Below are 18,754 nucleotides of genomic sequence, written 5' to 3' on the forward strand. Positions count from 1 at the left end.
TGATCAAGGGGCCGCGACGAGTTGACCTTGGTCAGCAGTTTTTCCTACCGCGCAATCAAAGACAGAAATTCCCGCAAAAGGATTTGACCTACATCAAGGCGGATACTCGCAAGCAGGCCATTATTCGGGTCTAAACGACAGGAGGCATCCGATGTCACAGCCCAAACTGCCCACCATAGTCGCGCTGACCGCCTTCCTAACTGTTGGGGGCATTGGCGTCGCTACAGCACAGTCCAAAGCTCCGGATCAGGACCGATGGGGAAGATCGGCGATGATGCCCGATGAAATGGAGCACGCAGATATGATGGATCGAAGTGCTGCGCCGTGCGGAATGGCGGAGGGAATGCCTATGGGGAAAATGCGCGGACATATGATGAAGATCATGTTCGCCATTGCGGATACCAACGGTGACGGCGCACTTTCATTTGATGAAGTAACGGCAATCCATAAGCGGATCTTCGACCTGATTGATGCCAACAAGGATGGCAAAGTGACGCCCGAGGAAATCCAGGCCTTCATGCAAGGTCAATAGTCTCCAGGCTCTACGTCATCAGCTATCAGTAGAGACCTCATCGGCGCGATCCCAGACGGCCTGGGTAGGGACGATATCTAGAACCGCAAGCTTTGTAATTGTAGCAGGATAATCGAGCGCCATCCGGTGAGCGACACGACCGCCGCGATCATGACCGGCGATCATGAACTCGCAAAAGCCGAGCTTTGCCATAACCTCGACCATCTCGGCGGCCATCGCTCGTTTTGAATAGGGCAGGTGATCTGGAGTCGACGAGGGACAAGCGCTGGCACCGTATCCACGTAGGTCGGAACAGATGACAGTGAACTCGGAGGCAAGCAGAGGAGCGACACCGCGCCACATAAGATTGGTCTCTGGGAATCCATGCAGCAATAGAACCGGCGGGCCGCTCCCGGCAATGGTGGTGTATATCGACCCACCCGATACGGAGATTGTCTGTGTGCGGCTGAGGTTTGGCACGTTGTTCCCCTGCAAGGCGATCAGACTCACGCTCAATAGAGCGGAGGCGTCGCACCACTGTCGATCGAAGGTGATCCAGTGAACTGGCGGACTTGGTTTTCGTCCCGATGTTGTTCACCAACGCGGACCTCCGCAATGTGAGCGTTCAATTGAACGGCCAGCCGGCTCCGGCAACGTTCACTTCGACGGAAACGATTTGACCTGTGCCGGCCATTTGACTCATCTTGTCCATGCCGAACCATTGTGCGGTGGTGACGAAGAGGGTGGATCGATCCTCGCCGCCGAGCATGCAGGCGAATGCGCCGCGATCTACCTTGACCTCGTCAAGCATTTCGCCGCCTTCTCGTACCCGGCGGCAATAGGCATTGGGGACATCGGCATACCAGATGGCTCCCTGGCGGTCGAAACATATTCCGTCTGGCGGGCCGGGAAGCTCTGACCAGATCCTCCGGTTGGAAAGGCGGCCGTCATCGGCCACATCGAAAGCAGTCAGGTGCTTGGCCCAGCTTTCCGCGCAGACCAAAGTGCGGCCATCAGCAGATAATGCCATGCCATTCGGGAACTGAAAGCCCTCGGCCTGCTTTTCAACGCTGCCATCAGGGAGGACCAGCGTAATCGCTGGCCCATTGACATAGATCCTGCCTGCAGCGTCGACGAGGATTTCGTTCCACGCGCCGGACCCCAGCGCTGCGAATTCCTTCAAGCCCATGCCATCATAACGCATGAGTGATGAAGAACCGGACTGGATCACGAAAAGGTCGTTCTCTGGGCCAAAATCGAATGACAATGGTGGAGCTTTCGCCGGAATCACGAGCCGCGATTGGTTCCCGTCTTCAAGGACCCGTATCTCGCCACTGGTCCAATCGGCAAACCAGAGCTCGCCTCGATGCCAACGGGGACATTCGACAAGTCCTCTTCCCTTCAACAATACATCTGCGCGCACGTTCGTCTCCTTGGTCCTCTGCACCTGCGAAGGACGTGCGACGCCCAATCGCTCCGACAGGTTGAAAGCAGATTTTGGCGTTTCGCTAATTTTTTACTAGCCGCGCCGTGATCCTAGACGGCGAATTTCCCATTTCGGATGCTGTGCTGGGGCAGGAAGACGAGTCGCCCTGCCGGCTGCGGAGGAGTTCGACCTGCAGCATTCTTTCCGGAGCGACGTTGACGTTGGCAGAGATGCTCTGCGCCATCCTAACGTCGATGATCGCGGTTGACGTATGGCGCGGCGATCAGGATGAGACTCTAGCGACAATCTAGATGAGACTCTTAAGTCGCGGTCGGATGTTGATTGTCGCTGGCAAGCGTCTCATCGGTTTCTGATTGCCGCTCCGCGACAAACGGGACGGAGCTTTTGATTGTCGCGAACGAGGCGGGCCTTCCACGCTGGCGTTTGGCTTCCATGGCTGATTTGCGCCGCCCGATCCGCAGCCAGGAGCCGGGGAGGTCCGGGTGAGGGTCGTCGCCTCCGGCATCAATCCTTCCGACATCGAGACCAGAAGAGGTTTCGGCGCCAAGGCAATGCCGTTCTCGTGGATTATACCACATCAGGACGGGGAGGGCGTTCGGTACCGCGGCGGAATTCGTCGTCTTGCCCTCCGTGCAGTCCGTCAGGCTGGCCGACAACGTGTCCTTCGAGGTCGGGGCGTCCCTCAGAGTTCCGGCGATGACCGCGCACCGATGCCTGTTCGCCGACGGCGGCGTTCGCGGCAAGCGAATCCTCGTCCAGGGTGGAAGGGGCGTCGCGGGCAATGCGGCGATCCTTCCTGCGAAACGGGCGGGGGCGTGGGTGGCGGCGACGGTGAGCCGCGACGAGCAGGCGGACGTCGCGCGAGTGGCCGGGGCCGATCTGGTCATCAACAGGTACGAGGAGGATGTCTCCTGAACGGTGAGATCGGCGGCGGCTGGCCACGGAGTAGATCGCATCGTGGACGTTGACATCTCCGCGAACATCGACGTGGCGATGACCTGTCTCGCCCGCGACGGAGTCGTCTCGGGCTATTCGACGGAGTCGCCGCAGGCCTCTCACGATCCCGTTCTTCCCGGCGCTGCTGGGCGGCTTCTCGTTCCGTTTCGTCTACGTCTACACTATGCCAGAGGCAGCGATGCGGCAGGCGACCGTGGAGGTCTCGGCCTGCGCCGCCTCCGGGGTACATGCCCCAAAGATCTCGAAGACATTTGCCCTCGACGCAGTGGCCGAAGCACACGAGTTCCAGGAGAGCGGCAAGGCTGTTGGAAAAGTCCTCGTTCGATTGCAGAACCCGTAAACCGCACACTTCAGACGCTGCCTCACGTATCGGTCGTCACAAGATGACGGCTTTCGGTTCCAGGAACGCCTCCAGTCCGAACACGCCATACTCGCGACCGATCCCCGACTGTTTGAATCCGCCAAATGGAGCGAGCGGCTCGTGGGGCGCCCCGTTAACGACCACGCGGCCGCAATCCAGTCGATCCGCAAGCGCCTGCATGCGTGTGACGTCGGTGCCATGAAGATAGGCCTGAAGCCCGTACGGGGTGTCGTTTGCGATGGAGACGGTCTCGTCCTCGTCGCGATAGGCGATGACCGACAGGACCGGACCAAATATCTCTTCTCGCGCGATACGCATCTGGTTGTCGACGTTGGTGAATATGGTCGGCTTCGTGAACCAGCCGCGATCCAGTCCGGCCGGACGTCCGAGACCGCCTGTCAGGAGACTGGCGCCCTCCTGCATCCCTAGTTCGATGTAGGACTGGACGCGATCGTACCGTTTCCGGCTGACCATCGGACCGATCATTGCGTCCGGATCATCGGGGGCGCCGACCTTGAACGTCTCGATCTCCCGCTTCAGCCTGGTCACGACCTCATCGAGCCGATGGTTCGGTACCAGAATGCGGGTGCCAGCGATGCAGGCCTGGCCGCTGTTGATGAAGCCCATCCTCAAGACGGCGGGGATGGCCACGTCCAGATCGGCGTCGTCGAGAATGATGTTCGGACCCTTGCCGCCAAGCTCCAGCGTGACGCGCTTGAAGGTGTCGGCCGCGCTTCGCAGGATTTCCCTGCCGACCGCGGTTGAACCCGTGAAGGTCACCTTCGCGATGTCCGGATGCCCGCTGAGTTCCGCGCCGACGACATTGCCGAGCCCGTTGACAATGTTGAACACGCCCTTGGGCAAGCCCGCTTCATGCAGGCACTCTGTCAGGGCCTGCGTCTGTACTGCGCTCATCTCGCTCGGTTTGATGACAATGGTCGAGCCGGCAGCGATGGCCGTCGTGAGCTTCGAGGTGATGAAGCCGATGTTGCTATTCCACGGGGTGATGGCTGCGGCTACGCCGATCGGCTGCATGACCACCCGCGCTCGACCCATCCTGCGCTCGAATTCGTATTCCTCCAGAACGCTCGCCATGGTGAGAAAGCTCGAAGCAGCATGGGAAATAGCGAAACGCGTAAAGGTCTGCGGAGCGCCGTATTCGAGTGACATCGCTTCGGTGAGGTCAGAGACGCGCGCAGCGACGGCGGCGTTCAACCGCTTCAGCATGTCGATGCGCTCGCCTTTCGTCGTTCGCGAGAACGCAGGGAAGGCCCGTTTCGCCGCAGCGACGGCGTCGCGCGCGTCCTCGACGCCGCCTAGCCGCACCGTTCCAATTCGTTCTTCCGTGGAAGGATTGTAGAGATCGGCCGTCCCGGTGCCCTTCGGGGTGACGAACTGGCCGTCGATGTAGATTGTGTCGATGTCGCGCATGCCGAACTCCTTTGGATTGCTACGGCATATCTGGCATTTCGGGATTGTCCTGATAAGTTGGTCATATATGCTCAGCCTGATAGGGAATTGCGGACAATGATGCGTGGCTCTCTTGCCGAACTAGAGGCGGTTCTCGCCGTCTCCTCCCACGGTGGGTTTCGAGCTGCGGCTCGCGAGCTAGGAATCTCGTCGTCGTCGCTTAGCCAGCAGATCGCCGCTCTGGAGACCCGCATGGGGGTCAGACTGTTCAATCGCTCCACACGCAGCGTCGTCCTTTCAGCAGCAGGCGAACAGTTTGTGGCAAGTGTCGGTCCAGCGCTGGAGGCGATCCGTAGCGCCGTCGAGCACGTCGACGAGCACCGCGCAGAAGCGACGGGCACCCTGCGCATCAACACATCAGTGGGTGCGACCCGGATGATCCTGACGCCGCTAATCCTGGAATACATGCGCCGGAACCCGCAAATGTCGGTAGAAATCGTCACCGAGGGCGCGCTAGTCGACGTCAACGCCAAGGGCTTCGACGCCGGGATCAGGATTCGGGAAGCCGTTCCCCCTGATATGGTCGTTGTCCCGATCGGCGACACCGTCCGCCCAGCCATCGTCGGTTCGGTCGAATATCTTCAGCGTCATGGGAGGCCGCAGGTCCCGGCAGATCTCCAGAACCACATGTGCATCCGCGCCCGAATGGCAAGCGGCGCGATCTACCGCTGGGAGTTCGAGCGTCGGGGAGAGAGCTTCGCGCTCGACGTTCCGGGCAGGCTCACGCTCGATGACAGCGACCTGATGCTCCGGGCGGTCCGCGACGGAGCCGGGCTCGCCTATCTGAACGAATGGCAGGTCGCAGACGACTTCGCTGCCGGAAGGCTGGAGCAGGTCCTCTTCGATTGGACCCCGCCGTATCCGGGGCTATGTCTCTACTATCCTGGTAGGCGCAATATCCCGGCGAAGCTGCGCCGCTTCGTGGACTTGATCAAGGAACTGCGGCAAAGCAGCGACGTTGAAAGGCAGTCTTCGATTTAAAGGATTCTTCGACGAGCTTGGTACTAAGTTCGAGCCAGGGTCTTGGTGAGGGTTGTCTGCGGGGCAGGGTCGCACGCCGGGACCCTGTCCTCTGGATGCACCAACTAGCTTTGGATGAATGCCTGCATATCCGCGTTCAGTGTTCGGGATTGGTGGCGAGCATGCCGTGCAGACAGTCCGCGTCCATTGCCGTGGCAGGTCTCGATGCTCACAAGCATAGACGGCAGCGCAAGCCGCCGTCTATAGCCAAGGAATAGGGGCCGGGGCCGTGCGACCATCAAGCGACGGACCGTTCCGAGTCGAGCAGATCGCGCTGCTTGTGGCTCAGATAAGACTTCAGGTCCTCGATCGTGACCACAAGCAGACCATGGCGCTCTCCAAAGCGTTCAAGGTCCGGCAGGCGGGCCATCGTCCCGTCGTCGTTTGCCACTTCGCAGATGACGCCCGACGGCGCCCGCCCGGCGAGTCTTGCCAGATCGACCGCGGCCTCTGTGTGTCCGGGACGTCCGAGCACGCCAAGAGGATGGGCGCGCAGAGGGAAGATGTGCCCCGGCCGGGCAAAATCGTCAGGTTGAGTTCCTGGCGTGATAAGAGCGCGAACGGTCGCAGCCCGGTCTGCCGCCGAGATCCCCGTCGTTGTTTCGGGGATATAGTCCACGGACACCGTGAAAGCGGTTTTGAGAACTTCCGTGTTGCGCGGAACCATCAGCGGGATGTCGAGCTCGTCGAGCCTCTCGCCCTGCATGGGAACGCAGATCAGCCCACGGGCATGGTTCATCATGAACGTGATCGCTGCGGGGGTGACTGCGTCCGAAGCAATCACGAGATCGCCTTCGTTTTCTCGGTCCCGATCATCAACGACGATCACGATCTCGCCGCGCGAAATGGCTGCGACTGCATCTTCGATTTTGGCTATTGCCATGTGTCTTGCCTTTCAAGGGTTAGCTGCCGTGGCAGCATCATGACCTCTTTCGAAGCCACCGTTTCCCTTGGGCGAACAAGCATGCGACCCGCCACGGACAGGTGGCGTTTGCAGCATTGCTCTCTTCCATCCGGACTATACCGTCGGCTCCGGCATCTCACCGGATCTGCTGACCCTTCCGTCTTGCGGCGAAAGGCGCTCGCGGGCTCCGGGCTTTCGCCCAATACCGCCGGTGGGGAATTTCACCCCGCCCTGAGAACGTTACCAACATAGGCGATGGGGACCCCGTCCGGCAAGGGGTGCTTTGACGCCGGAGCCATTTGGGGCACTTCTCCTATTGAACAGACTGTCTCCAATTCGTCAGGACATGATCAATCCGCCGTCGACGTTGATCGTCTGACCGGTAATATAGGCCGCGTCGTCGCTCGCAAGGAAGGTGACAAGCCCGGCCACATCTTCGCCAGATCCAGCGCGTTTCATCGGAATTCCGTTCACCCATTCCTTCATGAGTTCGCCGGGCGCGTAATTTCCGAGCAGCTTTCCCCAAGCTTGGTCGTTGTAGGCCCACATGTCGGTTTCGATGATGCCCGGGCAGAACGCATTGACGGTGATCTTTTCGGCCGCAACTTCCTTTGCCAGGCTTTGCGTAATCCCGACAACGCCCATCTTCGACGCCGCATAGTGGGGCGTAAAAATGAACCCGTCGCGCGCCTGACCGGACGCCGTGTTGATGATACGTCCGCCCCTCGCATGCTTGCGCATTCGTGAAATTGCCTCCTGCGCGCACAAGAACACGCCCTTGGTGTTGACGGCCATGACCTTGTCCCATTCGTCCTCGGTCATATCCTCGATCCTGGCAATGGTAATGACGCCGGCGTTCTGGATGGAGACATCGATGCCACCAAACGCTGCCTCGGCCGCGTCGTAGAGTGCCTTGACGCTTGTCTTGTCTGTCACGTCGCCGACGAAGGAAATCGCCTTGCCGCCGTCTTGCTGGATCTGTTCGGCGACAGAGTGCACCAGGTCTTCGTTAGCCGAGACGACGAGATTTGCACCCTCCTTGGCGAAACGTTTGGCGATCGCAGCACCTATACCGCGGCTGGCTCCGGTGATGACGACCGTCTTGTTTTGAAAGCGTTGCATTTTCTCTTCCTTTCGCGGCATAAGCCAAGCCGGGTGCCGATCCTAGACGACCCCACGTCTGTCGTTTATTCGGTCGTCAAGTGGCGACGGATATGATCCCGGCAAACTCCGCAGCGTTGAGCGAGGCACCTCCCACCAAGGCACCATCGACGTTTTGAACTGCAAAAATTGCCGACGCGTTCGATGCCTTCACAGATCCTCCGTAGACGATCCTGACACGACGCCCGTCCTCTCCCAGACGTTCTTCGAGCATGTGCCGAATGAAGGAATGGACCTCTTCGATCTGCTCGACGGTCGGAACAAGGCCGGTCCCGATCGCCCAGACCGGTTCGTAGGCGATGGCCGTGTTGGCACTGTTTGCGCTGTGGGGAACAGAGCCTTCGATCTGGGCGCAAACAACATCGATAGCCTTGCCCGCGTCACGATCCTCGCGTGTCTCGCCGACGCAAATAATGCTGGTCAATCCTGCCTCATGGGCCATTGCGGCCTTGGCCGCCACCGTTGCATCGGTCTCACGATAGGTCGAGCGGCGTTCGGAATGACCTAAGATCACGAAGCGTGCGCCCACCTCGGCAAGCATGAAGGCAGAAACGTCTCCGGTATGGGCACCTGACGCCTGCGCATGGCAATCCTGCGCGCCGATGGCGATTGTCGAGCCCTTGGCGCGCTCAAATGCTTTTTCAACAAGCGTGAGGGGCGGGCACACAACGATATCGCACGCCGTGTTGCCCGTTAGTCCCCTCAGCGCTTCGATCTCAGTCAGGGAGGATGCGAGACCGTTCATTTTCCAGTTGCCTGCAATCAGCTTGCGCATCGTATCACCAGCAGCAAAAGCCGCCGTCGACGAGCAAATCGACGCCCGTGACGAAGCTGGCGGCGTTCGAGAGCAGGAAGACCGCGGGGCCAACCATCTCGTCGACATTGGCCATGCGTTGCATTGGCGTCTGCTCTTCGAAGAGCTTGGTCTGATGGACCATCTCCGGGCGCGTGTTCATCGGCGTTGCGGTGTAGCCCGGCGAGATCGTGTTGACGCGGATGCCGCGGTCAACCCATTCCATCGCCAATGACTTGGACATGTGGATCACGCCCGCCTTGGAGGCGTTATAATGCACCTGGCTCAGACCGCGGTTGACGATGACGCCCGACATGGACGCGATATTGACGATCGAACCGCCACCATTCTTCAGCATGGCTCGTGCCTCTGCCTGGCACGACAGGAAGATGCCCTTCAGGTTGATATCCATCAAGGTCTGATACTGGTCTTCCTCCATCTCTTCCGCTGGTTTGGCGTTCGCAATACCGGCGGCGTTGACCGCTAGGGTCAAGGAACCGAGCTCACTCTCGGTTTGCGCAACAGCGTCAGCCAGCGAAGACTTGGTTGTAACATCCGCGGCGATCTCGATCGCGCGGCGACCGGCATCGCGTATATGCTTGGCCGTCTGCGTCAAGCCGTCGTCGGTTCTCCGGTCAAGGAGGGCAACGTCCGCGCCGCACTGCGCAAGACCGATGGCGATCCGTTGCCCAATTCCGCTGCCAGCGCCCGTGACAATGGCGATCCGGCCACGGAGGTCGAACAGTTTCGGGGCGTTAAGAGTGATGTCCGGCATCGCTCTTCCTTTCTGTGGTTCCTTAAATTGTTGCCAATTCCATGACCGAGACGTCATTTGCCTGGTCACGGTCGAGTATGCCTGTCTGATTGCCTTGGGACAGAACCAGGATCCGGTTCGAGACCCCCAAAACTTCCTCAAGGTCGGAGCTGACGACGATGACCGCAACGCCCTGGCGAGCGAGATTGACGATGATATCGTAGATGCCTGCGCGGGCGCCGACGTCGATGCCTCGCGTCGGTTCGTCAAGCACAACAACCTTGGGGTCGCGCATCAACCACTTCGCGATCACGACTTTCTGCTGGTTGCCGCCCGACAGGTCGGACGCATATTGCTCAGCACGGCCTTTGACCCCGAACTTCGCCACGGCCTTCTCCGCAAAGGCGCGTTTGACGCGCGATGTGATCCAGCGGCCGCCAAGCTTGTCGAGATTGGCGTAGATGATGTTCTCGCTGATGCGATGGCCGACGACCAGGCCCTGTTCCTTGCGATCTTCTGGCACCATGACGATCCCATGAGCGATCGCGTCAGCAGGATTACGAAGCTTCAGTTCCTCGCCGTCCAGCCGGATCGAGCCGGCGCTGATCGGATCGGCGCCGGAAATGGCACGGACAAGTTCCGTGCGCCCGGCCCCAACCAGCCCGGCAATGCCAAGGATTTCTCCGGCCCGCACGCCAAACGTCACGTCACGGAAGGAATCGTCGGGTGAGGTCAGGCCCGAAACCTGAAGAACCGGACGATCGGTCGGCTCTGGGAGGGCCGGAAACATGCGCTCGAGCGAGCGTCCGACCATACTCTCGACGATCGTGCGCACAGGTGTTGCGCTATCGGCGAACTCCTGGACCCGCTCTCCGTCGCGAAGAACGACGATGCGGTCGGTGATCTTTTTGATCTCTTCCATGCGATGGGAAATATAGATGATCCCGACGCCCTCGGATCGGAGCTTTCTTACCTGTTCAAACAGCGCTTCCGTCTCGGCCCCGCCAAGGGCCGCGGTCGGCTCGTCAAGGATAAGAAGCTTAGCATCCAGCGCCAAGGCCTTGGCGATCTCGATCAACTGCTGATTTGCGGTCGACAGACCTGCGACTTTTCGCGTCGCCGGTATGTGTAGATTGAGCCGAGCGAGCTGCTCTTGAGCGCGCCGAACCATCTGGGCGCGATCGACGACGCCGTTTTTCATGGGCCAGCGCCCGATAAAGACGTTTTCCGCGATGGAAAGGTGAGGCAGGAGTTGAAGCTCCTGATGGATGAGCACCACGCCCTTGTCGATCGCCTCTCTTGGAGTGGCTGGGGCATAGGGCTGCCCCAGCCACGTCATTGTACCTTCGGAAGGTGTGCGTGATCCGGCAATAATGCCTGAAAGCGTCGACTTTCCAGCCCCGTTCTCGCCGAGAAGGGCCAGCACTTCGCCCGCATGGACATCCAGGCTGACATTTTTCAGAACCTGGAGCGGTCCATAGCGCTTCGAAATGCCCTTCAAGGACAGAACCGGATCAGTCACAGCACACCTCCGCAAGTCTTGGATGGCATCAAGGATGGTTGGCGATGAAACCGGCCACATTGTCCTTGGTCGTCAACGTCGCATCGAGCAACTGGACAGGGGGCACTTTTTCGCCTGAGGCAAGCTTGATCGCATTGGCGACCGCATCGCGGCCCATCTTCTGCGTCTGCTGGGTCGCCGTCACGTCAAATACGCCCTTGCCGAGGGCTTCAAGGGCTGCCGTATCTCCGTCAAAACCGCCAACTACGATCTTCTGCGAAGGATTTCCGACCTTGATAGCCTGGGCCGCACCCAGCGCCAGCGCGTCGGCCTGGGCAAACACGATCGACACATCCGGGTTTGCCTGCAGCATGTTCTGCATGATCTGGAACCCCTCGTCCTGAGCCCAGATGTTGGAATACTGCTCAGCAACGATCTTCACATCCGGATAGGCCTTCAGAGCTTCAGCGCATCCCTTGCTGCGGTCTACTTCCGGCGTGGTGCCTTTCTGGCCGTGAATGATAACCATCTTGCCTTTGCCGCCGGCAGCCTTGAGGATGTAGTCGCAAACCGCCTTTGCCGACGACACTGAATCCGTGGCGAGGAAGGTATCGCCCGGTGCGCCCTCGGCATTGCGGTCGACGTTGACGACGGGAACGCCGGCGTTCTTGGCGAGTTTGACCGGAACGCTCGCAGCCGCAGCACCCGCCGGGATATAAATCAGCGCATCGATCTTCTGGGTCAGCAGATCCTGGATCTGGTTGACTTGGGTCGGGCCATCGCCCTTGGCATCGACGGTCACGACCTGGATGCCGCGCTTCTTGGCCTCGTCCTCGACGGACTGCTTGATCTGATTGAAGAAGTTCGCCTGAAGGTTTGCAACGGCCAGACCAATTTTCTTGACCTCTGCGGCATGCGCCGATGAAAGGCTTAGGCCGACGAGAGCAGCCGAAGCGAGCAGAGTGCGCGCAAGATTCATTTTAGTTCCTCCTTTGTTGATCACCCATGGGTAAGTCCTCCCCCTTGGGTCATGAGATCCGCTCCAAACCTTTCGGAGAGGAATTCTTTAAAGTCCGGCCGCGCGCGGCCGGGAAAGTCTCAGGCCGCTCGTCGCCTGCGAATGGTCTCGGCGCCGACGGCGAGCACGATGACAACTCCGATGATGACCTGCTGAAGAAAAGGCGAGACGTTGAGCAGATTGAGGCCGTTGCGAAGCACGCCGATGATCAGGACGCCGATGAGCGTGCCGCCGATCCCGCCAGATCCGCCTGAAAGCGACGTGCCGCCAATGACGACGGCGGCAATCGTATCCAACTCATAGCCGAGGCCGCTCGACGGCTGAACGGAATCGAGACGGGCGGCCAACACAATGCCGGCAAGGCCTGCAAGAACCGCACTGGCGATGTAGACCCCGATCGTCACAATCTTCACCTTGATGCCGGCAAGACGGGCAACTTCCGGATTGCCGCCAACTGCGTAAAGCATGCGTCCCTCGGATCGGAAGTGTAGAAATACCCAGGCCGCAAGGACGACCGCGAGCATGAGGAACACGGTTGCCGTCAGAACGCCGAAATGACGATCGATGGCGAGCATCGTGAACCAGTCGGGAAAGCCAACGATCTGCTGTCCGTCGGTGATCATGTTCGCCACGCCGCGTGCCGCCGACATCATGGCAAGTGTCGCGATGAAGGCGGGCACCCTAAACATGGTCACGAGAAGCCCCACGATCAGCCCGCTTGCAGCCGACGCTATGAGCGCGAAAGCAACTCCGAGAGGCAGCGGCAGTCCCGCGACGTTTGCCGTCCAACCCATGACCATGGTGGACAGGGCAAGTACCGAACCGACTGACAGATCAATACCCCCGATCAGGATGACGAAGGTCATGCCGACCGCCATGATCCCGAGGACGGTGATCTGATCGAGAATGTTGAGGCCGTTGCGAAGCGACAGAAAGGCATCGGTGCTGACGCTCAGGAAAACACACAAAGCAAGCAGTCCAACGAGCGGGCCAGTGGCGCCAGCGAGCTTGCGAAGCCATGTCCCGGACGGACGGCTCTGTTCATTGACGTCGATCGCCACCATCGTTCCTCCCTGGAAATAAGGCCGTTGGCCAATATTCCTTCACTAGAGAATAAATATTCACACGTGCCGGAAAATGCATTAACAAGCCGGTGAGGCGCTGTCAACCGGTCTGTGGAGCATCAGCTGCGTTGGACTGGGGTGTGGAGGGCTTGACTAATACGCTTTGTATGCAAAAATATAACGATATGAATAATTATGCAGGAGACAGTGATGGAGCCATCGGACCTTGAACGGATCGCCCGCCAGATACGTCTGCGCGACCTTCAGGCTGTGTACGAAGCGGGCGCCGGCCATATCGGTGGCGAGATGTCGGTCATCGACCTTTTGACCGCGCTCTACTTTCGCGTTTTGCGTATCTGGCCGGACCAGCCGAAAAATCCCGATCGCGACCGTTTCGTGCTTTCGAAGGGGCACACCGCCTGCGCGCTCTATGTCACACTGGCCAAGCGAGGATTCATCCCGGAGGATGAGATCCATACCTTCCTACAGCCGCACTCCCGGCTGAACGGTCATCCCAACTGCAACAAGGTCCCTGGTGTGGAGACCAATACCGGCCCTCTTGGGCACGGTCTTCCCGTGGCTGTCGGGATGGCGAAAGCGGCGAAATTGTCAGGAGCCGGCTATCATACCTATGTGATCACTGGCGACGGCGAAATGCAGGAAGGGTCGAATTGGGAAGCCATTATGGCAGCACACCAGTTCCGTCTGGACAATCTTACGCTGGTCATCGACCATAACCGGTTTCAGCAGGGGGCTGCGCTATCGGACACCAACGACGTTGCCCCGCTTCGGCCGAAGCTCGAAGCCTTCGGATGGCGCGTCACGGAAATCGACGGCAACAACATGCATGAGATCGTTCCGGCGCTTGAAAGCCGCGGCGACCATCCACACTGCATCGTCGCCCACACCAACAAAGGGCATGGCATCTCCTTCATGCAGGATACCGTCGATTGGCATCACAAGGTTCCGAACAAGGAGCAATACGAAATCGCATTGGCAGAACTGTCGGAGGCACTTTGATGAACGGGCCCGTAAATACACCTAGGTTGCACGACTGCCGCGATGCTTTCGCAGCCACCCTCGAGCGGCTTGCCACGCAGGACGAAACCATCGTCGCCGTTTGCAATGACTCCGTTGGTTCGTCAAAACTTAGCGGCTTCAAGTCAAAGTTTCCCGGTCGCCTTGTCAATGTTGGCATCGCCGAACAGAATATGGTCGGGGTGGCCGCAGGCCTCGCCAATGGCGGCCGATTGCCCTATGTCTGCGCTGCCGCGCCGTTTCTGACCGGCCGCTCGCTCGAACAGATCAAGGCCGATATCTCCTACTCGAACGCCAATGTGAAGCTTGTCGGCATTTCGTCGGGAATGGCCTATGGCGAACTTGGCCCAACCCATCATTCGATCGAGGATTTCGCGTGGATGCGGGTTCTGCCGAACCTCCCGGTGATTGCGCCCTGTGACCGGATCGAGACTGCCGCCGCCGTCGAGTGGGCCGCGACCTATAGTGGGCCATGCTTCCTGCGCCTGTCGCGTGTGGGCGTACCCGACCTCTTGCCTGAGGGTCACATATTCGAACTGGGCAGGGCCAACGTTTTGCGCGAGGGCTCCGACGTCACGCTCATCGCAAACGGCACATTGACCCACCGTATCGTCAAAGCGGCGGAGATTCTGAACGAGCGCGGTGTCGACGCGCGGGTGCTCAATCTTGCGACCGTTCGACCGATCGACGAAGCGGCAATCATTGCTGCGGCCAGGGAAACCGGCGCGATTGTGACGGCGGAAGAGCATTCGATCTTTGGCGGGCTGGGCTCTGCGGTTGCGGAAGTCGTGGTTGACTATGCGCCTGTGCCAATGAAGAGATTGGGCGTTCCAGGCATTTTTGCCCCGACCGGTTCCGCCGAATTCCTTCTCGACGAGTTCGGTATGTCTCCAACGGCGATCGCCAACGCCGCGCAGGCACTGATCAAGCGCAAATAATCTGATAGCAGCTTCATGAGCCGGGGCGCGTATCCGCCCCAGCCGTTCGTTTCGAGGAGATGACGATGCGAGCAATTCTGGCTATCGACCAGGGCACCACCAACTCCAAGGCGGTTCTGGTGTCTGAAGGCGGGGATGTCGTGGCCCGAGGCTCCGCAGCGGTGGGTATTTCCTATCCAAAGCCCGGCTGGGTCGAACAGGATCCGAACAGGCTCTTTGCTTCCGTTTGCGAGGCCGTCAATGCCTGCCTGGAAACGATGCCAGGCATTTCCATCGAGGCAGTGGCAATCTCCAATCAGCGCGAGTCGGTGACCGCCTGGGACGCGGACATCGGAGAAGCCCTCGGGCCAGTTTTAAGCTGGCAGTGCAGGCGCACGGCAACTGATTGCGAACGCCTCATCACCGAAGGGCACTTTGATCGCGTCCAAGCCCTGACCGGCCTTCCACTTGACCCGATGTTTCCGGGTCCGAAATTCCGTTGGTTGCTGGATCGCCTGGAGAGCGGCCGCAGGGTACGGCTGGGTACGATCGACAGTTGGCTCATCCACTGCATGACCGGCGGGCGTCGACATGTTTGCGATGCCTCCAACGCTGCGCGAAGCCAGTTGTTCGACCTGAAGACACAAACCTGGAGCGACGAACTGGGCGCGATTTTCGGCGTCGATACGTCGTTCTTGCCGGAGGTTCTGGACAGTTCTGCGGATTTCGGCACCACCCTTGGATTTGCAGGAGTGCCCGATGGAACCCCAATACGTTCTGCGATCGGCGACAGTCATGCGGCCCTGTTTGGCCATGGTGCCTTTACGCCAGGCGACGGCAAGATCACGTTTGGAACGGGCTCCTCGGTCATGACCACGCTTCCGGCATTCATAGCGCCGCGCAATGGCATCACCACGACGATCGCCTGGCGCCTTGGCGGCCGGCCGACCTATGCATTCGAAGGCAATATACTGGTGTCGGCCGCGAGCCTGCCGTGGATGGCGAACATCCTGGGTCTTGCGGATGTCGGCGCGCTTGTCGAACTCGCAGCAACCGCAGAGGCTGGTGGGCCTGGCTTCGTGCCGGCTTTCGTTGGCCTTGGCGCGCCATATTGGAATTCCGATGCGCGCGCCCTGTTTTCGCACATCAACTTCAGCACCACGCGCGCGCAGATGGCGCGTTCCGTGACCGATTCCATCGCCTTACAGGTACATGACGTGATCGCAGCGATGCGGGCACAAAGTGGTGGCGAACTTGGAGCCCTCTATGTCGACGGCGGCCCGAGCCAGAACCGTTTTTTGATGCAGTGCGTGTCCAATCTTGTCGAGCATGCCGTCATCCAATGCGAGGCCCCCGAGGCATCGGCTCTCGGCGCCGCCTATCTTGCCGGCCTCTCCATTGGTATGTGGCGTGATCTCGGCGTCATTTCCGACTTGCCTCGGAGCACGCACATCATCTCGCCGGAGGCCACCGACCGATCGGCATTGCTGAACACGTGGAATGATGCATTGTCGCGCTCGACGTTGCGGTCCACACCAGTTAAATGTGAATAAAAATTCACACTGGAACCGATATGGCCCGCTTGCACGAACTCCGTCTGATTTCAAGAGTCGCTCAGATGTATCACATTGAGAAGCGGCGGCAGGCAGAGATCGCCGATCACCTTCGTCTGTCACAGGCAACCGTTTCGCGAATGCTGAAACGTGCCGAGGCGGAAGACATCGTTCGAACGAGCGTCATCCCGCCTGCAGGAACCTATAGCGAGCTCGAAAGCGTGCTTCGAGAGAAATACGGCTTGCCTGAAGCCGTGGTCGTCGAATGTACCGAAGACCGCGATGCGGCCATCATGGCCCGGATCGGCGAAGCTGCCGCCCATTTACTCGAAGTCACGCTCGCACCAGGCGAGATCATCGGCGTGTCGAGCTGGAGCCAGACGATCTTCAAGATGGTCGAAAACATCCATCCGCAGAAAAGTGCCCAGGTCAAATACGTTGTTCAAACGCTAGGGGGAATGGGTGATCCGTCCGTCCAGACCCATGCAACGCAGTTGACGACGAGACTTGCGCGATTGACCGGTGCCGAGCCGAAGCTGCTTCCAGTTCAAGGATTAACAAGTTCGCGTGAGGCCAAGCTTTTGATGCTCGCCGATCCCTTTGTTCGCGAGACCATGGACCTTTTCGGCAGCATTACGCTTGCGATCGTCGGCATCGGTGCAGTTGAACCGTCCGAATTGCTGGCGCGATCCGGCAACATCTTTTCCTCGCGCGAACTCGCCGATCTTGCCGAGGCAGGGGCCGTCGGTGATATCTCATTGCGTTTCTTCGATGCAAATGGCCGGCCGGTGAAGACCCCCTTGGACGAGCGGGTGATCGGACTTCCGCTTGAGGATCTTAAAAAGGTTGGCCGCGTCATAGCGCTCGCCGGAGGCGCTAAGAAGGCTGCTGCCATTGCTGGCGCTTTACGGGTTGGGGTGATCGACATGCTGGTGACGGACAAGTTCACTGCCCAACGATTGATCGATCAACCCGATCCCTGAGCTCAGGCTTATGCGATGGATCTGTGCCGCGATACACAGTGACGCGCAATTTGCGCGCACCGGCCTGTCATTTGCTTCAAAATGACTCAGAGCACGGCAACCACGGCCCTGGCGAGGTCGTCGAGCCTATCCTCTCTGAGGCCTGCGACGTTGAAGCGAGAATCGCTGACCATATAAATCCCGAACTCGTCTCGCAGGCGATCGACCTGCGCTTCGGTGAGGCCGAGGCGCGAGAACATACCCCGGTGGTCGGCGATGAAGTCGAAACGCGAGGAGTTGGACTGGCGACGGAGTGCTTCGGCAAAGCCCTTGCGCAGATTGAGCATACGGAGTCGCATGGCTTCGAGTTCGGACTTCCAGTCGGCGCGCAGTTCATCGTCCTCGAGGACAATACGGACGGCGGCGGCGGCATGATCCGGCGGCATGGAATACAGCACGCGAGTGGTCGCTAGCGCCTGGCTGCCGGCGATCTTTACGCTTTCTGTGTCCTTGCCCATCAGGATGACGGCGCCGACGCGGTCGCGGTAGACCGAAAAGTTTTTCGAGCAGGAGGTGGCGACAGCCATTTCCGGCACACTGCTTGCGAGCAGGCGAACGGCGGCGGCGTCTTCCTCCAGACCGTCGCCGAAGCCTTGATAGGCAAGATCGATGAAGGGGAAAAGGTCGCGTTCGATGAGAAGATCTACGACCGGACCCCACTGCTCGATCGTCAGATTGGCGCCGGTCGGGTTGTGGCAGCAGCCGTGCAGGAGGACGATGTCGCCGGCCCTCGCCTGCTTCAATCCCGCGAGCATGGCATCGGTCTTCACCGTGCCGCTGGCTGGATCGAAATAGGGATAGGTCGCGGTTTTCAAGCCTGCAGCCTTCAGGATCGGAACATGATTCACCCAGGTCGGGTCGGAGAGCCAGACGATGGCGTCAGGTCGAGCCTTCGCGAGCAGGTCGGCGATCGTGCGGAGTGCGCCCGAGCCGCCCGCTGTCTGGCACGCGAACATGCGCGAGAGATCGGCCTTCTCGCCAAAGACCAGCTTCAACATGGCCTTGTTGAAACCTTCATCGCCCGCCATGCCGACATAGGTCTTGGTCGTCTGGCTTTTATAAAGGCGCTTCTCGGCGTGACGCACGGCCCGCATGATGACGGTCGCACCCTGTGAATCCTTGTAGACGCCGACACCGAGATCCATTTTCGTCGGCCGCTCGTCGTTCTTGTAGAGAATCGAGAGGCTGAGAATTTTGTCCGGCGGGGCGGCAGTGAGGGTTTCGAACATCGCTTTTCCTTTGAATTGAGATCAAATGCAGAGC

Annotated in this window: 18 protein-coding genes, 1 pseudogene and 1 riboswitch; of the genes and pseudogenes, 8 read left to right on the forward strand and 11 right to left on the reverse strand. The window is 59.6% G+C overall.

Features of this window, described 5'->3' with window-relative positions; translation table 11 throughout:
- Positions 1 to 151 precede the first annotated feature (151 nt).
- Positions 152 to 532: an EF-hand domain-containing protein gene (locus AB8B29_RS29540; protein ID WP_439006955.1), complete on the forward strand. Its 381-nt coding sequence runs from the start codon at positions 152 to 154 to the stop codon at positions 530 to 532.
- Between the two features lie 39 nt (positions 533 to 571).
- Here the strand turns inward: AB8B29_RS29540 and AB8B29_RS29545 are convergent.
- Together AB8B29_RS29545 and AB8B29_RS29550 are read right to left on the reverse strand one after the other, a co-directional pair.
- Positions 572 to 964: pseudogene (locus AB8B29_RS29545) on the reverse strand (alpha/beta fold hydrolase); the annotation flags it as partial.
- A 172-nt stretch (positions 965 to 1,136) separates the two neighbouring features.
- Positions 1,137 to 1,958, reverse strand: a complete 822-nt coding sequence (locus tag AB8B29_RS29550) for an SMP-30/gluconolactonase/LRE family protein (RefSeq protein WP_376774254.1) — start codon at positions 1,956 to 1,958, stop codon at positions 1,137 to 1,139.
- Positions 1,959 to 2,654: 696 nt separating this feature from the next.
- Here AB8B29_RS29550 and AB8B29_RS29555 point away from each other — a divergent pair.
- Together AB8B29_RS29555 and AB8B29_RS29560 are read left to right on the forward strand one after the other, a co-directional pair.
- Positions 2,655 to 2,873: a hypothetical protein gene (locus AB8B29_RS29555; protein ID WP_439006956.1), complete on the forward strand. Its 219-nt coding sequence runs from the start codon at positions 2,655 to 2,657 to the stop codon at positions 2,871 to 2,873.
- Between the two features lie 220 nt (positions 2,874 to 3,093).
- Complete coding sequence (locus tag AB8B29_RS29560; RefSeq protein WP_439006957.1) at positions 3,094 to 3,255, forward strand: zinc-binding dehydrogenase; 162 nt, start codon at positions 3,094 to 3,096, stop codon at positions 3,253 to 3,255.
- A gap of 36 nt (positions 3,256 to 3,291) precedes the next feature.
- Here the strand turns inward: AB8B29_RS29560 and AB8B29_RS29565 are convergent, their stop codons facing one another.
- Positions 3,292 to 4,707, reverse strand: a complete 1,416-nt coding sequence (locus AB8B29_RS29565) for an aldehyde dehydrogenase family protein (protein ID WP_439006958.1) — start codon at positions 4,705 to 4,707, stop codon at positions 3,292 to 3,294.
- Positions 4,708 to 4,806: 99 nt separating this feature from the next.
- Between AB8B29_RS29565 and AB8B29_RS29570 the strand changes: the two genes are divergently transcribed.
- Entirely contained in the window at positions 4,807 to 5,727 is a 921-nt protein-coding gene (locus AB8B29_RS29570) for a LysR family transcriptional regulator (protein WP_197070368.1), read from the forward strand.
- 277 nt (positions 5,728 to 6,004) lie between these two features.
- On the opposite strand, the gene ribB is transcribed toward AB8B29_RS29570, so the two are convergent.
- The 7 genes from ribB to AB8B29_RS29605 all read right to left on the reverse strand — a co-directional run bounded on the left by ribB (position 6,005) and on the right by AB8B29_RS29605 (position 12,961).
- Positions 6,005 to 6,649 carry a 3,4-dihydroxy-2-butanone-4-phosphate synthase gene (ribB, locus tag AB8B29_RS29575; protein WP_037199489.1) on the reverse strand — a complete coding sequence of 215 codons (645 nt, stop codon included), beginning with the start codon at positions 6,647 to 6,649 and terminating at the stop codon, positions 6,005 to 6,007.
- Positions 6,650 to 6,763: 114 nt separating this feature from the next.
- Positions 6,764 to 6,913, reverse strand: a riboswitch (FMN riboswitch).
- A gap of 96 nt (positions 6,914 to 7,009) precedes the next feature.
- Positions 7,010 to 7,792: a glucose 1-dehydrogenase gene (locus AB8B29_RS29580; protein WP_047560495.1), complete on the reverse strand. Its 783-nt coding sequence runs from the start codon at positions 7,790 to 7,792 to the stop codon at positions 7,010 to 7,012.
- A 76-nt stretch (positions 7,793 to 7,868) separates the two neighbouring features.
- Positions 7,869 to 8,606: a triose-phosphate isomerase gene (gene tpiA / locus AB8B29_RS29585; RefSeq protein WP_047640828.1), complete on the reverse strand. Its 738-nt coding sequence runs from the start codon at positions 8,604 to 8,606 to the stop codon at positions 7,869 to 7,871.
- A 4-nt stretch (positions 8,607 to 8,610) separates the two neighbouring features.
- Positions 8,611 to 9,399, reverse strand: a complete 789-nt coding sequence (locus tag AB8B29_RS29590; RefSeq protein WP_047640829.1) for an SDR family oxidoreductase — start codon at positions 9,397 to 9,399, stop codon at positions 8,611 to 8,613.
- A 22-nt stretch (positions 9,400 to 9,421) separates the two neighbouring features.
- A complete protein-coding gene (locus tag AB8B29_RS29595) occupies positions 9,422 to 10,900 on the reverse strand; it encodes a sugar ABC transporter ATP-binding protein (protein WP_037199482.1) in 1,479 nt (492 codons plus the stop codon).
- 28 nt (positions 10,901 to 10,928) lie between these two features.
- Complete coding sequence (locus AB8B29_RS29600; RefSeq protein WP_037199481.1) at positions 10,929 to 11,858, reverse strand: sugar ABC transporter substrate-binding protein; 930 nt, start codon at positions 11,856 to 11,858, stop codon at positions 10,929 to 10,931.
- Positions 11,859 to 11,977: 119 nt separating this feature from the next.
- Positions 11,978 to 12,961: an ABC transporter permease gene (locus tag AB8B29_RS29605; RefSeq protein ID WP_037199480.1), complete on the reverse strand. Its 984-nt coding sequence runs from the start codon at positions 12,959 to 12,961 to the stop codon at positions 11,978 to 11,980.
- A gap of 210 nt (positions 12,962 to 13,171) precedes the next feature.
- Between AB8B29_RS29605 and AB8B29_RS29610 the strand changes: the two genes are divergently transcribed.
- From AB8B29_RS29610 to AB8B29_RS29625, 4 genes are all read left to right on the forward strand, one after another.
- A complete protein-coding gene (locus AB8B29_RS29610; protein WP_037199479.1) occupies positions 13,172 to 13,981 on the forward strand; it encodes a transketolase in 810 nt (269 codons plus the stop codon).
- Positions 13,981 to 14,937, forward strand: coding sequence for a transketolase family protein (locus tag AB8B29_RS29615; protein ID WP_439006959.1), 957 nt, complete (start codon positions 13,981 to 13,983; stop codon positions 14,935 to 14,937). The genes AB8B29_RS29610 and AB8B29_RS29615 overlap by 1 nt, the downstream gene beginning before the upstream one ends.
- Positions 14,938 to 15,002: 65 nt before the next feature.
- Entirely contained in the window at positions 15,003 to 16,469 is a 1,467-nt protein-coding gene (locus tag AB8B29_RS29620; RefSeq protein ID WP_037199475.1) for an FGGY family carbohydrate kinase, read from the forward strand.
- A 20-nt stretch (positions 16,470 to 16,489) separates the two neighbouring features.
- Positions 16,490 to 17,452 (forward strand): sugar-binding transcriptional regulator, encoded by a 963-nt coding sequence (locus tag AB8B29_RS29625; protein WP_037199474.1) that lies wholly within the window; start codon positions 16,490 to 16,492, stop codon positions 17,450 to 17,452.
- A gap of 86 nt (positions 17,453 to 17,538) precedes the next feature.
- Here AB8B29_RS29625 and AB8B29_RS29630 read toward each other — a convergent pair whose 3' ends face one another.
- Entirely contained in the window at positions 17,539 to 18,720 is a 1,182-nt protein-coding gene (locus AB8B29_RS29630; RefSeq protein ID WP_047640831.1) for an amino acid aminotransferase, read from the reverse strand.
- Positions 18,721 to 18,754: the final 34 nt, after the last annotated feature.

This window comes from Rhizobium sp. 11_C7_N12_5 (assembly GCF_051811145.1).
GTDB classification, from domain to species: Bacteria; Pseudomonadota; Alphaproteobacteria; order Rhizobiales; family Rhizobiaceae; genus Rhizobium; species Rhizobium lusitanum.

Coding starts and splice junctions, on each gene's coding strand:
- AB8B29_RS29540 (WP_439006955.1), top strand. CDS start 152: ATGTCACAGCCCAAACTGCCCACCATAGTCGCGCTGACCGCCTTCCTA.
- AB8B29_RS29555 (WP_439006956.1), top strand. CDS start 2,655: ATGACCGCGCACCGATGCCTGTTCGCCGACGGCGGCGTTCGCGGCAAG.
- AB8B29_RS29560 (WP_439006957.1), top strand. CDS start 3,094: ATGCGGCAGGCGACCGTGGAGGTCTCGGCCTGCGCCGCCTCCGGGGTA.
- AB8B29_RS29565 (WP_439006958.1), bottom strand. CDS start 4,707: ATGCGCGACATCGACACAATCTACATCGACGGCCAGTTCGTCACCCCG.
- AB8B29_RS29570 (WP_197070368.1), top strand. CDS start 4,807: ATGCGTGGCTCTCTTGCCGAACTAGAGGCGGTTCTCGCCGTCTCCTCC.
- ribB (WP_037199489.1), bottom strand. CDS start 6,649: ATGGCAATAGCCAAAATCGAAGATGCAGTCGCAGCCATTTCGCGCGGC.
- AB8B29_RS29580 (WP_047560495.1), bottom strand. CDS start 7,792: ATGCAACGCTTTCAAAACAAGACGGTCGTCATCACCGGAGCCAGCCGC.
- tpiA (WP_047640828.1), bottom strand. CDS start 8,606: ATGCGCAAGCTGATTGCAGGCAACTGGAAAATGAACGGTCTCGCATCC.
- AB8B29_RS29590 (WP_047640829.1), bottom strand. CDS start 9,399: ATGCCGGACATCACTCTTAACGCCCCGAAACTGTTCGACCTCCGTGGC.
- AB8B29_RS29600 (WP_037199481.1), bottom strand. CDS start 11,858: ATGAATCTTGCGCGCACTCTGCTCGCTTCGGCTGCTCTCGTCGGCCTA.
- AB8B29_RS29605 (WP_037199480.1), bottom strand. CDS start 12,961: ATGGTGGCGATCGACGTCAATGAACAGAGCCGTCCGTCCGGGACATGG.
- AB8B29_RS29610 (WP_037199479.1), top strand. CDS start 13,172: ATGGAGCCATCGGACCTTGAACGGATCGCCCGCCAGATACGTCTGCGC.
- AB8B29_RS29615 (WP_439006959.1), top strand. CDS start 13,981: ATGAACGGGCCCGTAAATACACCTAGGTTGCACGACTGCCGCGATGCT.
- AB8B29_RS29620 (WP_037199475.1), top strand. CDS start 15,003: ATGCGAGCAATTCTGGCTATCGACCAGGGCACCACCAACTCCAAGGCG.
- AB8B29_RS29625 (WP_037199474.1), top strand. CDS start 16,490: ATGGCCCGCTTGCACGAACTCCGTCTGATTTCAAGAGTCGCTCAGATG.
- AB8B29_RS29630 (WP_047640831.1), bottom strand. CDS start 18,720: ATGTTCGAAACCCTCACTGCCGCCCCGCCGGACAAAATTCTCAGCCTC.